The 16,194-nt window shown below is 70.7% G+C and carries 14 protein-coding genes; 4 read left to right on the top strand and 10 right to left on the bottom strand.

Annotation, left to right across the window (positions count from 1 at the left end):
* Positions 1 to 218 precede the first annotated feature (218 nt).
* From AOZ53_RS13925 to sodC, 3 genes are all read left to right on the top strand, one after another.
* The gene (locus AOZ53_RS13925; protein ID WP_054434803.1) at positions 219 to 1,088 is read left to right on the top strand and encodes a LysR substrate-binding domain-containing protein; all 870 of its coding nucleotides are present in this window, start codon (positions 219 to 221) and stop codon (positions 1,086 to 1,088) included.
* 157 nt (positions 1,089 to 1,245) lie between these two features.
* The gene (locus AOZ53_RS13920) at positions 1,246 to 2,490 is read left to right on the top strand and encodes a DUF445 domain-containing protein (protein WP_156333394.1); all 1,245 of its coding nucleotides are present in this window, start codon (positions 1,246 to 1,248) and stop codon (positions 2,488 to 2,490) included.
* Between the two features lie 201 nt (positions 2,491 to 2,691).
* On the top strand, positions 2,692 to 3,219 hold the full coding sequence (gene sodC / locus AOZ53_RS13915; protein ID WP_054434807.1) for a superoxide dismutase family protein: 528 nt from the start codon (positions 2,692 to 2,694) through the stop codon (positions 3,217 to 3,219).
* 55 nt (positions 3,220 to 3,274) lie between these two features.
* On the opposite strand, the gene AOZ53_RS13910 is transcribed toward sodC, so the two are convergent.
* The 6 genes from AOZ53_RS13910 to AOZ53_RS13885 form a co-directional block, all read right to left on the bottom strand.
* Positions 3,275 to 3,916, bottom strand: coding sequence for a glutathione S-transferase family protein (locus tag AOZ53_RS13910; RefSeq protein WP_054434808.1), 642 nt, complete (start codon positions 3,914 to 3,916; stop codon positions 3,275 to 3,277).
* A 149-nt stretch (positions 3,917 to 4,065) separates the two neighbouring features.
* A complete protein-coding gene (locus AOZ53_RS13905; RefSeq protein ID WP_054434810.1) occupies positions 4,066 to 5,286 on the bottom strand; it encodes an MFS transporter in 1,221 nt (406 codons plus the stop codon).
* Between the two features lie 100 nt (positions 5,287 to 5,386).
* Positions 5,387 to 6,178, bottom strand: coding sequence for a type I methionyl aminopeptidase (gene map / locus AOZ53_RS13900; RefSeq protein ID WP_054434812.1), 792 nt, complete (start codon positions 6,176 to 6,178; stop codon positions 5,387 to 5,389).
* Entirely contained in the window at positions 6,179 to 6,424 is a 246-nt protein-coding gene (locus tag AOZ53_RS13895) for a ParD-like family protein (RefSeq protein WP_054434814.1), read from the bottom strand.
* A 141-nt stretch (positions 6,425 to 6,565) separates the two neighbouring features.
* Entirely contained in the window at positions 6,566 to 7,726 is a 1,161-nt protein-coding gene (locus AOZ53_RS34990; RefSeq protein WP_231690615.1) for a PAAR domain-containing protein, read from the bottom strand.
* A 36-nt stretch (positions 7,727 to 7,762) separates the two neighbouring features.
* Positions 7,763 to 8,014, bottom strand: coding sequence for a hypothetical protein (locus AOZ53_RS13885; protein ID WP_054434816.1), 252 nt, complete (start codon positions 8,012 to 8,014; stop codon positions 7,763 to 7,765).
* A 176-nt stretch (positions 8,015 to 8,190) separates the two neighbouring features.
* On the opposite strand from AOZ53_RS13885, the gene tssA reads away from it, so the two are divergent.
* Positions 8,191 to 9,303, top strand: coding sequence for a type VI secretion system protein TssA (tssA, locus tag AOZ53_RS13880; RefSeq protein WP_054434818.1), 1,113 nt, complete (start codon positions 8,191 to 8,193; stop codon positions 9,301 to 9,303).
* 97 nt (positions 9,304 to 9,400) lie between these two features.
* Here the strand turns inward: tssA and AOZ53_RS13875 are convergent, their stop codons facing one another.
* The 4 genes from AOZ53_RS13875 to AOZ53_RS34705 all read right to left on the bottom strand — a co-directional run.
* A complete protein-coding gene (locus tag AOZ53_RS13875) occupies positions 9,401 to 10,195 on the bottom strand; it encodes an OmpA family protein (protein ID WP_054434820.1) in 795 nt (264 codons plus the stop codon).
* 2 nt (positions 10,196 to 10,197) lie between these two features.
* Positions 10,198 to 11,181, bottom strand: a complete 984-nt coding sequence (tagF, locus tag AOZ53_RS13870; protein WP_054434822.1) for a type VI secretion system-associated protein TagF — start codon at positions 11,179 to 11,181, stop codon at positions 10,198 to 10,200.
* A complete protein-coding gene (gene tssM / locus AOZ53_RS13865; RefSeq protein ID WP_054434823.1) occupies positions 11,178 to 14,888 on the bottom strand; it encodes a type VI secretion system membrane subunit TssM in 3,711 nt (1,236 codons plus the stop codon). Before tssM ends, tagF begins: the two co-directional genes overlap by 4 nt.
* A gap of 117 nt (positions 14,889 to 15,005) precedes the next feature.
* Positions 15,006 to 16,194: hypothetical protein (locus AOZ53_RS34705; protein ID WP_054488238.1), on the bottom strand; the 1,189-nt coding region annotated here is incomplete at its 5' end.

Genomic DNA, 16,194 nt, shown 5'->3' with positions numbered 1-16,194 from the left:
GTGCATGGGGGACTCCGTAAAGGACTTGGGGAAAAGGGAAACCGTCAGTTAATTCAAACAAGCGGCAATCGGTCCAGGCGTCCGGGCGGCCCATGCATGGGGTGGCGCGGCGGGCGTTTAGCGATTGCAATGCAATGCCGACATGCTAAAAACGGGCCTTGGATCCGACAATGCAGTTTTTCTGCCACTTCGTCAGTTTTCCTGACAGATGACCCGCCATGCGCCAGTTGCCGCCCCTGTCCGCCGTCCGCGCCTTCGAAGCCATCGCCCGCAGCGGTTCGGTCACCCGCGCCGCCGAGGAACTGTGCCGCAGCCACGGCGCTGTCAGCCGCCATCTGCGCCTGCTGCAGGAGCACGCGGGCGTGGCGCTGTTCGAAAAGGACGGCACCGGCCTGCGCCTGACCCAGGCCGGCGCCACCTTCTACGCCTCGGTGCGCGCGGCCTTCGACCAGCTGGAAAACGCCTACGAGCGCCTGGCGCGCGAGTCGCAGGCGCCGGGGCTGCACGTGGCCTGCAGCGCCACCTTCGCCATGCGCTGGCTGGTGCCGCAACTGGCCGTGTTCTATCGCAAGCATCCCGAGATCCGCATCCGCCTGTCGATGACCTCGGCGCGTGAAATGCGCAACGAGGGCGCCGACCTGATCCTGGCCTGGGATCTCTCGGGCTATGCCGAGGCCGACCGGCGCCTGTCCCTGCCGCTGGCGCCGGTGCGCTTCGGCGCGGTCTGCACGCCGGCCTATGCGCGCAGGAAGCCGGCCGCGCGCGTGCGCATCGCGCATGAATACACCTCCAGCGCCTGGAACCAATGGGAGGCCATCACCGGGCAGCCGGCTGCGCAGGGCGACACGCTGGCGTTTCCGCACACCCACCTGTGCATCGAGGCCGCGCTGTCGGGCCTGGGCGTGGCGCTGGTCGAGCGGCGGCTGATCTCGCGCGAATTGCAGGAGGGGCAACTGGTGGCGCCCTATGGCTTCGTGCCGTTCGACGGGGGCCTGCGCGCGGTGCCGGCCGCCGGCCGCGCCCGCACCGCCCATGCCGATGCCTTCATCGCCTGGCTGCGCGGCGCGCTGGCCGGGCCCGAGGACTGATGGCCGCGCGGCGCCGCCAGCCGGCTTGGTATGCTGGGCGGGCATGCCCGCCGGAGACCCCATGACCGATACGCCGCCTTCCGCCAGCCCGTCCTCGCCGGCCTTCGCCACCCGCTCCGCGCTGGCGTCGCAGGCGCGCCGCGCGCAGCTGCGGCGCATGAAGATCGCCGCGCTGGCCCTGCTGGCGGCGATGATCAGCGGTTTCATCACCAGCCACGTCATGGGCGGGCAGGGCGCCTGGGCCTGGGTGCGGGCCTTCTGCGAGGCCGCCACCGTGGGCGCGCTGGCCGACTGGTTCGCGGTGGTGGCGCTGTTCCGCCGGCCGATGGGCCTGCCGATTCCGCACACCGCCATCATTCCCAGCAACAAGGACCGCATCGGCGACAACCTGGCGGTGTTCGTGCGCGACCACTTCCTCGATCCGGACACCTTGATGGCGAAGCTGCGCGGCTTCGACCCGGCCGCGCGCCTGTCGCGCTGGCTGGCGCGGCCGAAGCAGGCGCACGCGCTCAGCGACGGCGCGCGGCGGGTGGCGCTGCAGACGCTGGACCTGCTGGACGACCACGCGGTGCGCGGCGTGATCCAGGAATTCGTGGTGAAGAACCTGCGGCGCTGGGACGCGGCCGGCACCGCCGGCGAGGTGCTGGGCCTCTTGACCCGCGACGGCCGCCACCAGGAGCTGCTGGACGCCGCCATGGAACGGCTGGGCGGCTACCTCGGCGACGAGGACGTCAAGGAACGCGCCTCGGCGCTGCTGGTCAAGTTCGCCCGCAAGGAATGGCCGCGCATCATCGCCGCGGTGGATGTCATCGCCTCGGTCGACGGCATCGCCGACAACCTGGCCGACCGCCTGGCGCGCGCGCTGGTGCAGGAGCTGCGCGACGTGCTGTCCGAGCCCGACCACCCGGTGCGGCGCGACTACGAGGCCTGGGTGCTGGACTACATCGCGCGCCTGGGCGCCGATCCGGCGCTGGCCGCGCAGGTCGAGGCCATGAAGCAGCGCGCCATCGACCACCCCAAGGTGCAGGAATACGTGCAGGGCCTGTGGGACGACATCCACGCCGCGCTGCGGCGCGACCTGAGCGACGAGCATTCGGCGCTGGCCGCGCACCTGGAAAGCGCCTTGCTGGCGCTGGCGCGCAAGCTGGGCGAGGACCCGGACCTGCGCGAGGCCATCAACAGCCACGTGCTGGGCGCGGCGCGGCGCCTGACCGGGCGGCTGCGCATCGGCGTCACCGAGCACATCTCGCGCACGGTCAAGCTGTGGGACGAGCGCCACCTGGTCGACGAACTGGAACTGAGCGTGGGGCGCGACCTGCAGTACATCCGCTTCAACGGCACCCTGGTGGGCGGCCTGATCGGCGTGCTGCTGCACGCGGCGGTGCTGCTGGCGACGGGGTAGCTTGTCGGCCAGGGGGGGATCCCGTCAACCGTCGCGGATTTGCGGACGTATCCGATGTATCAGGAGCGAAGATTGCTGGCGAAGCGCCGCGGCGCGGTGCTATTGTCTTTGGCAGTCCGCGGGCCTGGTCACAGGTTCCGGGACGACCGCCGCCCCGTCGGGCGGCTCGCATCACGCGCATCACTCCCAGGAGGAAAGTCCATGAAGAAACTCTCGATTCTCGTTGCAACGCTGGCGCTTGCCGGCGTCTCGGCCGTAGTTCAGGCCGAGAGCGTCACGATGTCGTTCCTGAACGATGACGGCTCCGTGGGCAAAAGCGCGGGCACGGTCGCGCTGGAGCAGACCAAGGAAGGCCTGAAGTTCACGCCCAAGCTGACGGGCCTGCCGCCGGGCGAACACGGCTTCCATGTCCACGAAAAGGGGTCATGTGAAGCGACCACGGTCGACGGCAAGGTGATGCCGGGCGGCGCCGCGGGTGGTCACCTCGACCCGTTCAACACCAAGGCGCACAAGGGCCCCCTGGCCACCGATGGCCATCTGGGCGATCTGCCTTTCATCACCGTGGGCGCCGATGGCAGCGCCAAGACCGCCGTGGTGGCGCCGCGCCTGAAAATGGCCGACGTGAAGCAGCGCGCGCTGATGATCCACGTTGGTGCGGACAACTACAGTGATACCCCCAAGCCGCTGGGCGGCGGGGGCGGGCGCATGATCTGCGGCGTGATCAAGTAAGCGGCAGGCCACCGCGCGCCGCCGGGCGTGGCGGTCCGGCCGGGCCGGACCGCCGCTAGGCGGTGCCGTTGCGGCCGTGGGCGCGGTAGCCCGGCCGCTCGGCCAGCCGGTCGTAGTAGGCGGCCACCGCCGGCAGCTCGGGCCGCAGGGCGCTGTCCAGCGGCGTGGCGAACCAGCGGTTGACCGACAGGCCGATGGCGATGTCGGCCAGCGTGAAGGCTTCGCCGGCCACGTAGGCGCCCGTGTCACGCAGGCGCTGTTCCAGGATGCCCATGAAGTGCGCCCAGTCGCGGCTCGAGGCCTCGATGGCGGCGGCATCCCGGTGCGCCGGCGACTGCCGCGCCAGCGCCAGGAAGGCGTAACTCCACGACCGGTTCAGGTCGGTCGCCTGCCAATCCATCCACTGGTCGACGCGGGCGCGCAGCCGGGCGTTGGCCGGATACAGCGGATTCACCGCGTCGCCGCCATACTGGTTGGCGAGATAGCGGATGATGCTGTTCGATTCCCACAGCACGAAGTCGCCGTCGCGCAGCACCGGCACCATGGCGTTCGGGTTGAGCGCCAGGAAGGCCGCGTCGGCCGTCGGGCGAAAGCCCGCGCCCCAGTCCTCGCGCGTGAACGGCAGGTCCAGTTCGACACAGGTCCAGAGGACCTTGCGGACGTTGATGGAAGAGGCTTTTCCGAGGATGTTCAGCATGATGGCGGCGAGGGGGGCGTCGGGCGAGGCGCCGCGGGCGGCGGCCTCGATGGCAGGCCAGTCTAGCGGCCGCCGCTGGCCGCCGCCAGATACAGATCCGTCCCTGCGGGACCGCAACAGAAGGTCCCGGCGCCGCCGCGTGGCGTCGTTCAACCCGCCACGGTTTCCGGCTGGCGGCTCAGCCGCGCCACCGGGGAAGCCAGCAGCACCACGAATTGGGCGGCAAAGCCGACGCTGGACAGCCACAGGCAGGCTTCCATGCCCAGCCGCGCCGCCAGGGTCGCGCCGATCAAGGCGCCCACGGGCCGCGCGCCGAACGTCGCCGTGACGATCACGGCCGAGACGCGGCCCAGCAGCGCGTTGGGCGTGACCGCCTGGCGCAGCGTGGTGGTGGCGATGGTCCACAGGATCGGTCCGGCGCCGAACAGGAACAGGCCGACGCCGGCCCAGGCGCCCGCCGGCCACGCCAGCGTCGACAGCAGGATGAGGCTGGCGGCCAGCGCGCAGGTGGGGCCGGCCGCGATCATCGCGCCGAACGACAGGCGCGCCGCCAGCCATGGCGCGGCCAGGGCCCCGGCCAGCATGCCGGCGCCGTAGATGCCCAGCGTCGCGCCCACGCCGGCGGCGGTCAGGCCCAGGCGCTCCACCGCGTAGACCACGTAGACGGCCTGCAGCACGAACCAGGCGGTGTTGAAGCACACCGCCGTCACCAGCACCGGCCGCAGCAAGGGGTGCGCCGCCACGAACGCGGCGCCTTCGCGCAGTTCGCGCCACAGGTGGCGCCGCGCCGCCGCGCGCGGCGGCTCGGAAGGCAGGCCCGCCAGCAGCCCCGCCGCCAGCAGCGACAGCAGGGTGGCCAGACCGTAGGCGACGGCGGCGCCGATGCCGCCGACCAGCGCGCCGCCCAGCGCCGGCCCGGCCGAGAACGCCGCGCTGCGCGCCAGTTCCAGCCAGCGGTTGGCCTGCGCCAGCTGGGTCGCCGGCAACAGCGTCGGCACCAGCGCGGGCGCGGCCACGTTGTAGGCCACCGTGCCGACCGCGCCCAGGAAACCCAGCGCCGCCAGCGCGGCCAGGTTCAGCCCGTCCACCGCCAGCAGCGCCAGCAGGCCCAGCAGGCTGGCGGCGCGCGCGCATTCGGCGGCGGTCATGAGGGTGCGGCGCGCGATCCGGTCGGCCAGCACCCCGGCGGGCAATGACAGCAGCAGGAAGGGCAGGGTCTGGGCGGTCTGCAGATAGCCGGTCTGCGCGGCGTTGGCGCCCAGCGCCAGCACCGCCACCAGCGGCGCCGCCGCCAGGGCGATCTGTTCGGAACATTGGGCGGCCAGGTTGGAGGCGGCCAGGCGGCGGAACGCCGCGGGCAGGGCGGGCATGAGGGCAACGGCCGACGAGGCCGCAAAACGACGAGGGCCCGATCATGACCGGGCCCCGTGGACATCGCACTCCGTTAATTGCCGTCGCCGGCCGGCGGCGTCAGGGAATCGGCGGGTAGTCGCCGAAGCCGTCCGGCCAGGACGTCAGCACCTCGTAGCCGGTGTCGGTGACGACCACCATGTGTTCCCACTGGGCCGACAGCGAGCGGTCCTTGGTGACCACCGTCCAGCCGTCGGGCAGCTGCTTGGTCTGCGGCTTGCCGGCGTTGATCATGGGCTCGATGGTGAACATCATGCCCGGCTGCAGCACCAGGCCTTCGCCGGGGCGGCCGTAGTGCAGCACCTGCGGCTCGTCGTGGTAGATCTGGCCGATGCCGTGGCCGCAGTATTCGCGCACGATGCTGAAGTGCTCGCGGTGCGCGACCGTCTGGATGGCGTGGCCGATGTCGCCCAGCGTGGCGCCGGGCCTGACCGCCATGATGCCGGCGCGCATGGCCTCGTAGGTGGTGGCGACCAGGCGCCGCGCCAGCGGGCTGGGCTGGCCGACGAAATACATGCGGCTGGTGTCGCCGTACCAGCCGTCCTTGATGACGGCCACATCGATGTTGAGGATGTCGCCGTTCTTGAGCACCTTGGCCGACGGGATGCCGTGGCAGATCACGTGGTTGGCCGAGGCGCAGATGGTCTTGGGAAAGCCGTGGTAGCCGACGTTGGCCGGGATGGCCTTCTGCACGTTGACGATGTAGTCGTGGCAGATGCGGTCGAGTTCGTCGGTGGTGACGCCGGGGCGCACGTGCTCGGCGATCATGTGCAGCACGTCCGCCGCCAGGGCGCCGGCCTGGCGGGCCATGGCGATGTCGGCGGCGGATTTGATGGAGACCTTGCGCGCCATTTACGCGGCCTCCTGCTGGCCGGTGGGAGCCTGCCCCTGGGACAGGGCCGCGATGCTGAAGCCCTCCGCCTGTTCGATGCGGATCAGCAGTTGGCAGATGTCGGCGTGGCGCAGCTCGGGGTAGAGCTCGGACAGCATGCCGATGCGCATCCAGTGCTCGGCCTGCGAGTTGATCGAGCGGCTCAGCGCGCTGCTGGCCACGCGCAGGTTCTCGTGCATCTGCTCGGAAATCTTGACGATGCCCATAGTGAATGTTCCGTATATGGTTTGTATATGGAACGTATGTTATCGCAGGCAGGGGGCCGGACGCAACCCGCCGACCCGGCGCGCGCGGCCGCGACCGGCGCCGCGGGGCGGCGCGGTCCGGTTCCCTGGCGGGCGTGCGGGTCAGGCGGCTTGGGGGGCGGGACTTTTCTCGAGCAGGTCCATGGCGTCCAGCTGGCGGTAGCGCGCCGGGTAGATCGAGCGCGCGTAGTCCTCGCAGGGCGTGCCCTGGGTGGCGATGGCCATCACCACGAACTCGGCGAAGTCCTCGGGCGGGCCGGCCTTGGCGTAGTCCGACGGGAAATTGCCGTCGGCCTTGGCGGCGGCGCCCCAGGCCTTCATGTCGACGCGGGCGTTGTTGGCGTAGCTGTGGGCCAGTTCGTGCAGCACGGCGTGGTCGATCATCGCCTGGTCGCCCGACATGCTGTAGAGCGTGATGCGCGAGAACATCGTCTCGCCCACCGTGTGCGTCTCGCGCGTCGGGTCGGCCCAGGGCGGGCCCTTCACCACTTGTGCGTTGAGGCGCGTGATGCGGTCTTCCAGCGCCATGCCCTTGGCCAGGCGGATCTGCAGGTCGCGGCCCTGCAGCATCGCCTTGGGGGCGATGCCCAGGCTCTTGGCGACCTGCTCGGGCTGTGGCTGCGGTTCCTCGGTCAGGCGTTCGGTGAATTCCTGCGGCCGGCGCTGCATCAGGTCGCCGGTCCAGAGCGGATCGCGCGGTTCCAGCACCACCGGCACGCGCTGGCCGGCGGGCCAGGCTTCGTACATGACGCACTTGTCGTCGCCCGCCCGCGCCAGGTTGGCGGGCGGCTGGTAGGCAGACGGGCCGGTCAGCTTCACCGGCGCGCGCTTGGCGTCGAACATGGCCTCGGTGAGCTTGAGCGTGTCCTGCACCTGGGCGCATTTCACCGGCGCGTCCTGGGCCGCCACGGGTTCGATCGCGGCCAGCGCCGCCGGCGCGCCGGCCTGCAGGGCCTGGGGCGCGTCGTTCACGCCCGAGCCGCCACCACCGCCGCCGCCATGTTCGAGCTGGTAGAACTGCTGGCTGGCGATGAGCGTGGCGCCGCAGGAGGTCTTCATGCCTTCCAGCGCCGTGCGGCGGTCGGAGCTGACGCTCTGCACGCCTTCGACGATGGTGTGCTGGCCCGCGCACTTGGGGCAGGTGACGCGGTCGCCGACGCGCGCCATGGGCTGGCCGAAGATCTGCACGGATTCATCCCCGGTCACCACCACGCCGCCATGCGACGTGCGGTCACCCTTGCGTATTACGGATCGCTGCGCCATGGCCGCCCGTTGCTCCCAGATGAAGGTTAAGTCTGCTTACAGATAGGTGCCGTCCGGCGCCATGCGCGGCGGGCCCACGACGAAGGTGCCATCGGGCGCCATGCGCACCGGGCCGCCGCTGCCGAGGTAGCGGCCGTCGGGCGCGCGCTGCGGCGTGCCGGCCACGTAGGTGCCGTCCGGCGCGCGGGTGATGGGCCCGCCGTCGCCGACGTAGGTGCCGTCCGGGCAGCGCCGCGGCGTGCCGTTGATGAAGCGGCCGTTGGGCATCATGTGGAATGACTTGTTCATCGCGACTCCCTCAGTTTGGAGAGCTTGCATGATAGCGATGGTCCCTGATGCGTTTTGTAATAGGGCGTGTCATGTTCCAACGTAACGCCGTTACAGATATGGGATCATCGCTGCTTTCGCCGCCGGGCCATGCGCCGCTTGCGCATGGCTCGCCACCCGCAACGACACAAGACACTATGAGCGATATCGACGCACTGCTGCAGCCCATTCCGGGCGAGGCGCCTTGTGGCGCCGACATGGTCTTCTCGGCCGAATTCGACGCCATCCGCGAGGCCCGCCGCCATGACGACCCGCACCTGGACCAGGGCGACTGGGTCATCGACATCAAGGAAGCCGACTGGCCGCAGGTGATCCGCATCTGCACCGAGGTGCTGACCGAGCGCAGCAAGGACGTGCGCGTGGCCGCCTGGCTGGCCGAGGCCTGGGCCAAGACCCGCGGCTTCGCCGGCCTGCGCGACGGCTTCCTGCTGGTGGATGGCCTGTGCCGGCGCTATTGGGACGGCCTGCATCCGGTGCCCGACGAGGGCGACGTGCAGCAGCGCGTGGGCAACCTGGCCTGGCTGCTGGCGCGTTCGCAGCAGCTGGTGCGCGAACTGCCGCTGACGCAGTCCGAGGGCGGACGCTTCGGCGCGGTGCTGTGGGACAGCGCCTCGCAATTGGCCAACGCCATCAAGCGCACGCCGCAGAACGCCGCCGACATGTCGCGCGGCAAGGTCACGCTGGAGCAGTTCGACGCCGCGCGCCGCGACACGCCGCCGGCGTTCTATTCCGAACTCGAAAGCCAGTTGCAGAGCTGCTTCGGCGCGGTCGACGTGCTGGAGCTGACGCTGACCGAACGCCTGGGCGACGAAGGCCCGGCCTTCACGCCGGTGCGCACCGCCCTGAAGGACGTGACCGAACTGGCGCATCGTTTCGCCCGCGAAGCCGGCCTGCTGGTGCGCGCCGACCTGACGCCGCCCCCGGCCGCGCAGGCCGCGCCGTCCACCGGCGCGCCCATCACCCGCATGGAGCCCACCTTGACCGCTGCCGACCTTCCGCCCACGGCCCCCGCGGCCACGCGCGGCCCGCTGCAAACGCGCGACCAGGCCCTGGCGCAGCTGCGCGAAGTGGCCGAGTTCTTCCGCCGCACCGAACCGCACAGCCCGGTGGCCTATCTGGCCGACAAGGCCGCCAGCTGGGGCGAGATGTCGCTGCACCTGTGGCTGCGCACCGTGGTCAAGAACGGCGAGGCGCTGTCGGGCCTGGAAGAGCTGCTGGGCGTGCCCAAGCCGCCCGAGAACAACGGCTGAAGGCAGGCCCCGGGCGATGGCCGCCATGGCCATCGCCGGGCAGCCGCGCGGGCGCGGCGCCGCCACGCCCTGCGTGACGGCATCCACGCGCCGCGGCTCAGCGGCTGGCGCGGAATTCGATGCGGCGGTTCTTGGCGCGGCCCTCGGCCGTCGCATTGGTGGCCACCGGCTGGTCGGGCCCCGCGCCAAGCGTCTCGAAGCGGCCGGGCGGCAGGCCCTTGTCGACCAGATAGGACCTGACCGCGTCGGCGCGCGCCTGGCTCAAGGCCAGGTTGGTGCTGCGGCTGCCGGAGCTGTCGGTGTGGCCGATGATCTGCACCTTGTCGCTGTGCAGCTTGGGAATCACGTCGGCGACCTGGTCGAGCAGTTCGCGCCCGCGCGCCGTCAGCGTGGCGCTGCCGGTCTCGAACTCCACCACGCGATTGGTCAGCACCTTGTCCAGCAACCCCTGTTCGTCCTTGCCGGCCGCCACGCGCAGGCCGTTGACGATCTTGTAGGTGGGGTTGAGCGAGGTGGCGAAGGTGCTGGCGATCTGCTGGCGCGAGGCCTCGTTCTGCACTTCGCCCTGCAGGCGGATCTGGGTGCCGTCGACTTCCAGCTGGCCGCGGTTGATCTGCTTGAGCGGCTGGCCGATCAGCTTGCCCACGTGTTCGGACCAGTTGGGGGGCGCGACCACGCCGCCGACCTCGATCTGGTCGATGACATTGCCCACGCCGTAGACCTGTTGCAGACGCGCCAGCACGTCGGCCTTGGTGGCCTCGTCGGGCACGGCGCCGCTGGCCACCACCTGGCCGGGCTGCGGAATGACGTTGGCGGGAACGACGGTGGCGGCGTCCTGCGCCGCCGCGGCGCACGAGAACAGCGCCGCCATGATCAGGAGAGAGACGCGCATGGTCAGGCTCCGGTGAAGACTTCGAGATAGGTGTCGAGCGCCATGCGCAGCGACAGCCGCGGTTGGTCCAGGTAGCTGGACAGCTTGGCCAGGCCATGGCTGGCCGACACGTGGTTGCGCACCCAGGGGGCGTCCTCCAGCACGATGTGCTGTTCGGCGAAGGCCTGCGGCGTCGACAGCAGGCTGGCCAGCGTCTGCGGCGAGGCGCCGCGGAAACCCGCCACCAGGCGGTGCTTGCCGCCGATGCGGCCGATGAACACCGCGATCTCGAAGTCGGCGCGCGCCAGGAACGGCGCGATCAGCGTCATCCAGTACGAGGCCACCAGGTTGATGTAGAGCGGATCGTCGGGCAACGGCAGCGCCAGCCCGCGATCGAGCTGCGACGAGCCGCTGGACATGACCGGTTCGAGCAGGATGCCCAGCGCCAGGATGATGTCGTGCACGTTGGCCGCATGGCCGTTGCCGCGCAGCATCGCTTCCAGCCGCTCGACGGTCTGCAGGTCGACGAAGGCGTCGAAGCCGTCGTCGGCCTCGGTGCGGATCTCGCCTTCGAGTTCGTTCAGGGTCTGCAGCGCCGCGCCGGGGTCGGCATCGGTCATCAGCAGCGCGGCCGCGCCGCTCATGCGGTTCCACAGCCGGCTGAAGGCCATCGGGCTGCGGGCGATGAAGGCCAGCGGCCGCTGCACCTCGACCGAGGTCGCCGACAGGAACGGAAAGCGCCGGCCCGACTGGTCGCGGCTGGGTTGCAGGTGCCCGGCGATGGCCAGCTTGCCGCGCGAGCCGAGGATGGCGAACGGCATCGGCTCGGCCTCGTCGTACAGCGTCTTCCAGTGCGGGTCCTGGGCCAGCAGCTCCATGGTGTTGGCGACCCAGCCGTCCAGCGTGCTCATCAGCTGCGGATGCGAGGTGTTCTTGACGAAGTCGCCGCGCGCCGGGATCTTGCCGAAGTAGGCCGTGCGGAACAGGGGGGACTGCAGGTTGCTCATTGCGGCGCTCCGGGTCGCGTCTGGGCGGAGGAGGATTCGGACGTGGCGCCCACCACGGAGGAGGGCAGGCGCAGGTTGCGCAGGCCCTGGCTGCCGCCGGGCTCGCTGCCGCCGGCGCCGGGCGCCTGGGCGTTGCTGATGATGCGCAGCTTGACCGGCACGGTCACGTTCGACTTGCCCCAGCTCATGTTGAAGCTGCCGTCCGCGTTGGAGGTGCGCTGGGCGGTCGCGATCAGGCGTTCCAGGCCGAAACGGCCCGGTTCGTTGACGATCTCGACCACGCTGCCGTCGAAGGTGGTGGCGGTGATGCGCGCGCCGGGCGCGCCCTGCGCGTTGGGCCAGACGAAGTTGACCCATTGCGGCGGCGTGTTGCGGTAGCGCAGCTGCTGGCCGTCGATCTCGATGGTGTACTCGGTCACGCCCGAGGCCGGCTTGGGCTGGATCTGGAACAGCGTCTGCGGCTGGCTGGCCGCGCCGGCGCCGGCCGCGCCGCCGGACAGCGGCGCCACCCACTGCGCGAAGTTGGCGGTGAAGGTCGGCTGCAGGCTGACGCCCATGTCGCCCCAGGTGCGCGCCGTCAGGATGTCGCCGCGGCGCACGGTCAGCGGGCCGAGGGTGTCGTTGACGTACTTGGCGATGCTGCCCTGCGGGCCGAACACCTGCCCGATCTCGTCGCTGCTGGCTTCGACGCTGGCGCGCGCGGCGAACGGATACTTCTCGGCCAGGGTCTGGTTGAAGGGCTGGTAGATCTGCGCGTTCCAGACCTTGTTCAGTTCCGACTCGGCCGGCTGCATGGCCACGGCGTAGGCCTGGATCAGCGGCCGCACCAGCAGCGGGCGCAGCGTCTCGCGCTGGGTCGCCGACAGGCCGGCCAGCATCTGCTCGTCGACCAGCTTGAGCGCGTCGGCCAGCTCCGAGTCCTTGCCTTCCAGCGTCTGGCGCAGCAGCACCAGCGAGCCGGGGCCGGGGTCGCCCTGGTTGTTGAGCAGGTTGAAGCGGGTGCGGATCTTGGACAGCGCGCCCATGTAGTTGCCCAGCAGCGACTGGTTCTCGCGCGTCACCACCAGGCGCGCCACGTCCGAGAACTCGCGGCCCACCGGGCCCATCGGAATCGCCTCGCCGTTGGCGGTGGTGGCGGCCGCGGGCGCCGGCGGCGTCTGCCGCAGGATCACGCGCTTGAACCAGCCGACCACGCCGCTCTGCGCCTGCTGCAGGCCGGCGTTGACCAGCGAGGGGTTGTCCCACGAGGTCTGTTCATAGGCGGTGTTGATGAGCTTGGCGATGGGCGAGGTCTGCGGATCGCCCAGGCGGTTCATCGCGCCCACCGACTGCTCGAAACTGGTGAACGGCTTGATGGTCACGCCGCGCAGGAACTTCTGCCATTCCTGGGCGTATTCCATCTTGTACATGGTCGCCAGGCTCTTCTGGATCTGCTCGGGGCTGCCATCCAGCGTCAGGTCATCGCGCGCGTTCACGCCCAGCACCCAGTCGCTGGTCTGCACTTCCTTCTTGGCGGCTTCGTTGATGGCCGGCTGGATGTACTGCTCCCAGGCCTCGCGGGTGAAGGTGCCGGGGATGGCGTAGCTGCCGGCCACCACGCCGGCGTCGTTCTCGCCGACGATGCGCGCCACCGTCATGGTCTGGAAGCGCGTGGCGGCGCGCGCCTTGAGCGTGGCGTAGGCGCGTTCGCGCGCCGGCATGCCCTGCATCACGGCGCGCAGGCTGGCGCGGGTCTTCTCGACCAGCGCCAGGTTGGTGTCGATCTGCGGCCAGCCGGCGTCGGGCGCGCGGCTGACGTAGAACGAGATCAGGCGCTCGGCGCTGCGGATCAGCTGGTCGCGCGGCATGGCGCCGCGGTTGGTCTCCAGCCAGCCGCGCCAGAAGCGCGTGATCTGGTCGGACAGGTGGGTGGGGTCGACGTGCTGGCGATTGGCCATCATCAGGTACGTCTTGAGCGCGTTGTAGGCGTCGTCGGCATTGGTTGGCGAGGCGTCCTGGAACAGCGTGTCGCCGCCCGCGCCGTGCGCGGCGCGCAGCGCCTGCGGCGCCGGTTTCGGCGCGCCGCCCGCCGCCGCGTTGCCGGACATGTCGACCTTGGCCAGGAAGTCTTCCAGGCTGACCTTGACCGGGCTCAGCATGAACTGGCGCGCGCCGTTGTAGTACTCGGCCAGCAGGCGTTCCTTGAGCACGTCGCCCTGGTACAGCCCCAGGCCCAGCGACCACGGGCGGCTGGACGAATAGCGGTCCAGCTGCTCGATGCGGTCCTGCAGGATCTCCATGGCTTCCAGGCGGCTCTGCAGGTCGGTGCGTTCGCTCTGCAGCCGCACCACCTTGTCCAGGTCGGCCTGCACGTTCTGCGCCAGCTGGCGGTTGCCCAGGTACGACCAGCTCCAGCCGCCCAGCACCAGGCCCAGCGCCAGCACCAGGCCGAAGAAAGTCAGGTAGCGCATGCGAGTCTTGGCCGGGCTGGCGTGCTGGCGCACCAGTTTCTTGTCGGCGAAGATCACGCTGGAAAAAAGGTCGCGCAGGAAGAAGCCGTTGTGCGAGGACACGTTGCGGGCCTGGCCGCGCGCGGCCGGGCGCAGGTCGAAGCGCTCGGCCAGGCGTTCGGTCGAGGTGCTCTGCGACACGCCTTCCTGCAGCGCGCTGGTGAAGTAGAAGCCGCGGAACACCGGCTTGTACTGGAACGGGTTGGTCTCGAACAGCGTCGACAGGAAGGTGCGCAGCGCCGGCTTGATGCCGGCGAATTCCAGCGGGAAGGTCAGCAGCCCGGGCGGCAGATCGCGGTTGTTGCGCAGCGAGATCTGCGCCGTGCCCATTTCCTTGAGGCCTTCGTACAGCTCGTCGAAACGTTCGTCGAACAGGGCCAGCACGTCGCGGTTCTCTTCGGCGCCGTAGGGCAGGGTGGCGCCCCAGACGCGGTCGCGCTCGCGCTGGTCGCTGTCGGAGAAGAACTCGCTGAAGCCCGAGATCAGGTCGGCCTTGGTGAAGATGATGTAGACCGGCGCGAACACTTCCAGCCGGTCGGTCAGCTCCTGCACGCGCTGGCGCAGGTTCTTGGCCAGGTTGATGGCGAACTCGGGGCCGGCGCCGGTCAGCTCGTCGATGCTGGCGGCGACGATGATGCCGTTGATCGGCGCCTTGGGGCGATGGCGCTTGAGCAGGTCGAGGAACCCCATCCACTCGTTGCGGTCTTCCTCGTGCACCGAGTAGCGGCCGGCCGTGTCCAGCAGGATGCCCTCGGTGGTGAAGAACCAGTCGCAGTTGCGGGTGCCGCCCACGCCGCGCACCGCCGCGCCGTTCTTGTCGGCGAAGGGGAATTGCAGGCCCGAGTTGATCACCGCGCTGCTCTTGCCGGCGGCCGGGTTGCCGATCACGATGTACCAGGGCAGTTCGTACAGGGCTTCGTTGCCCGAGACCTGGCCGATCTTCGAGGTCTTGATGGTGCGCACCGCCTGCGCCAGCCGGGTGCGCAGCGCGTCCACGTCGCCGCGGTTGGCGGCGGCCGCGCCGGTCTGCACCTGCTGCTCCAGCATGTCGCCCAGGTTCTTGTTGGCGCGCCGCGCGCGGCGCCGGCGCCACAGGTAGGCGCACAGCCACAGGAACAGGAAGATGCCCAGCGCGATGCCGGCCCAGACCAGGCCGATCTCGACCGTATCGGCGAACAGGAACAGGAAAACGATCAGGGCGATCAGGCCGAGTGCCATGAACAGCCGCGGGCTGCCGAGCGCGCGGGATGTCCAATGTCGGCCTTCGCTCAAGGCGCTGGAGATACCGGAGAAGAAACCTGAAGGGCTACGCATGATTCTGGCTTTTTTTGTGGGTCAGGCGGAGGGGGAAGGGGACAGCAGGGCGAGCGTGCGCAAGGCGGGATCCTGGGTCATGACGGCGAGTACGGGGGCCTCGGCCTGCGCGCAGGCCTCGGCGGCCACCGCCAGGGTCAACAGATGCGCGGCGGCGCCGGTGTAGCCGCAGGCGATGCCGACCGCCAGGCAATCCTGGTTGGGGTCGAGGGTGGTGAACAGCGTGCTGGCCAGCCCCGCGGCTTCCAGCGGCCGGCTGCCGCGATGATCGGCGTCGCTGACCAGCGCGCGGATGTCGTCCGCGCGCCGTTGGTGCTGTTCCAGGAAACGCGTCGTCAGCTCGGCCAGCATCGGTTCGCTGGCCGCGCCACGGGCGTCGGCGGCGGTGGCGCGGTGCGCCATCGGTGACAGGGCCAGGGCGAAGGCGCCCGCCGGCGCCACGGCGGCGTCGGGAGCGGCCTGGTCCAGGTCCAGCAGCAGGCCGGCGGCCGCTTCGCCGGGCACGCGTCCCTGCGGCGTGGCGTTGCCGACCAGGGTGCCGTCGGCCTCCCAGTCCTGCACCACCTGGGCATCGATGTAGGAGTCGGCCGCGGCCACCAGGCGCAGCGGCGCGCGCGCGGCGGACGCCGGCTCCAGCGCCAGCTGGCGCAGCAGGCTGTCGCTGGCGAGCGCGTCGCGGGCCTCGTGCGGCCGCAGCCGCAGGCGGGTCTCGGGCCAGGCGGCCGCCGCGCGGGCCTGCGCCTGCGCATGCTCGCGCGCCGCCGGCGGCCATGGCGCCGGCAGCAGCAGTTCCACTTGCAGCAGGGGCCAGTCGTCGTCGCGCTCGGGCGTGCCGTGTTCCAGCACGTGGGCGCGGGCAGCGCGCGACAGGGATTCGATCACTTCGCACAGCAGGGCGGTGGCGCGCAGGCAGTCTTCGGCGCGGGCCGCCGCGGGCGCGTCTTCGCCGGCGGCGGCTTCGCGCAAGGCTTCGCTGTCCAGGTGCGCGGCGCGGGCGCTGAACACGGGAAAGCCGCGCGCGTTCTTGAGGGTGTCGTCCAGGTCGGGGCGCTTCTGTTCGGCCAGCGCGGCATGAATGGCGGCGGGATCGTTGCCGGGCGCGGCCCGCGCCGTGCCGGCCAGCGCCACCAGCCGGGTGAGGGCCGGCGCCGCGGCGGGCGCGTCGGCCTGCGTGCCGGCGGCGGGCGCCGCCGCGGCCGCGGCGCGGGCT

The sequence above is a fragment of the Achromobacter sp. 2789STDY5608621 genome (assembly GCF_001299375.1).
Taxonomy (GTDB): Bacteria; Pseudomonadota; Gammaproteobacteria; order Burkholderiales; family Burkholderiaceae_B; genus Achromobacter; species Achromobacter insuavis.
Note: the sequence above shows the minus strand (reverse complement) of the source record. Positions and strands in the feature narration are given on the sequence as shown.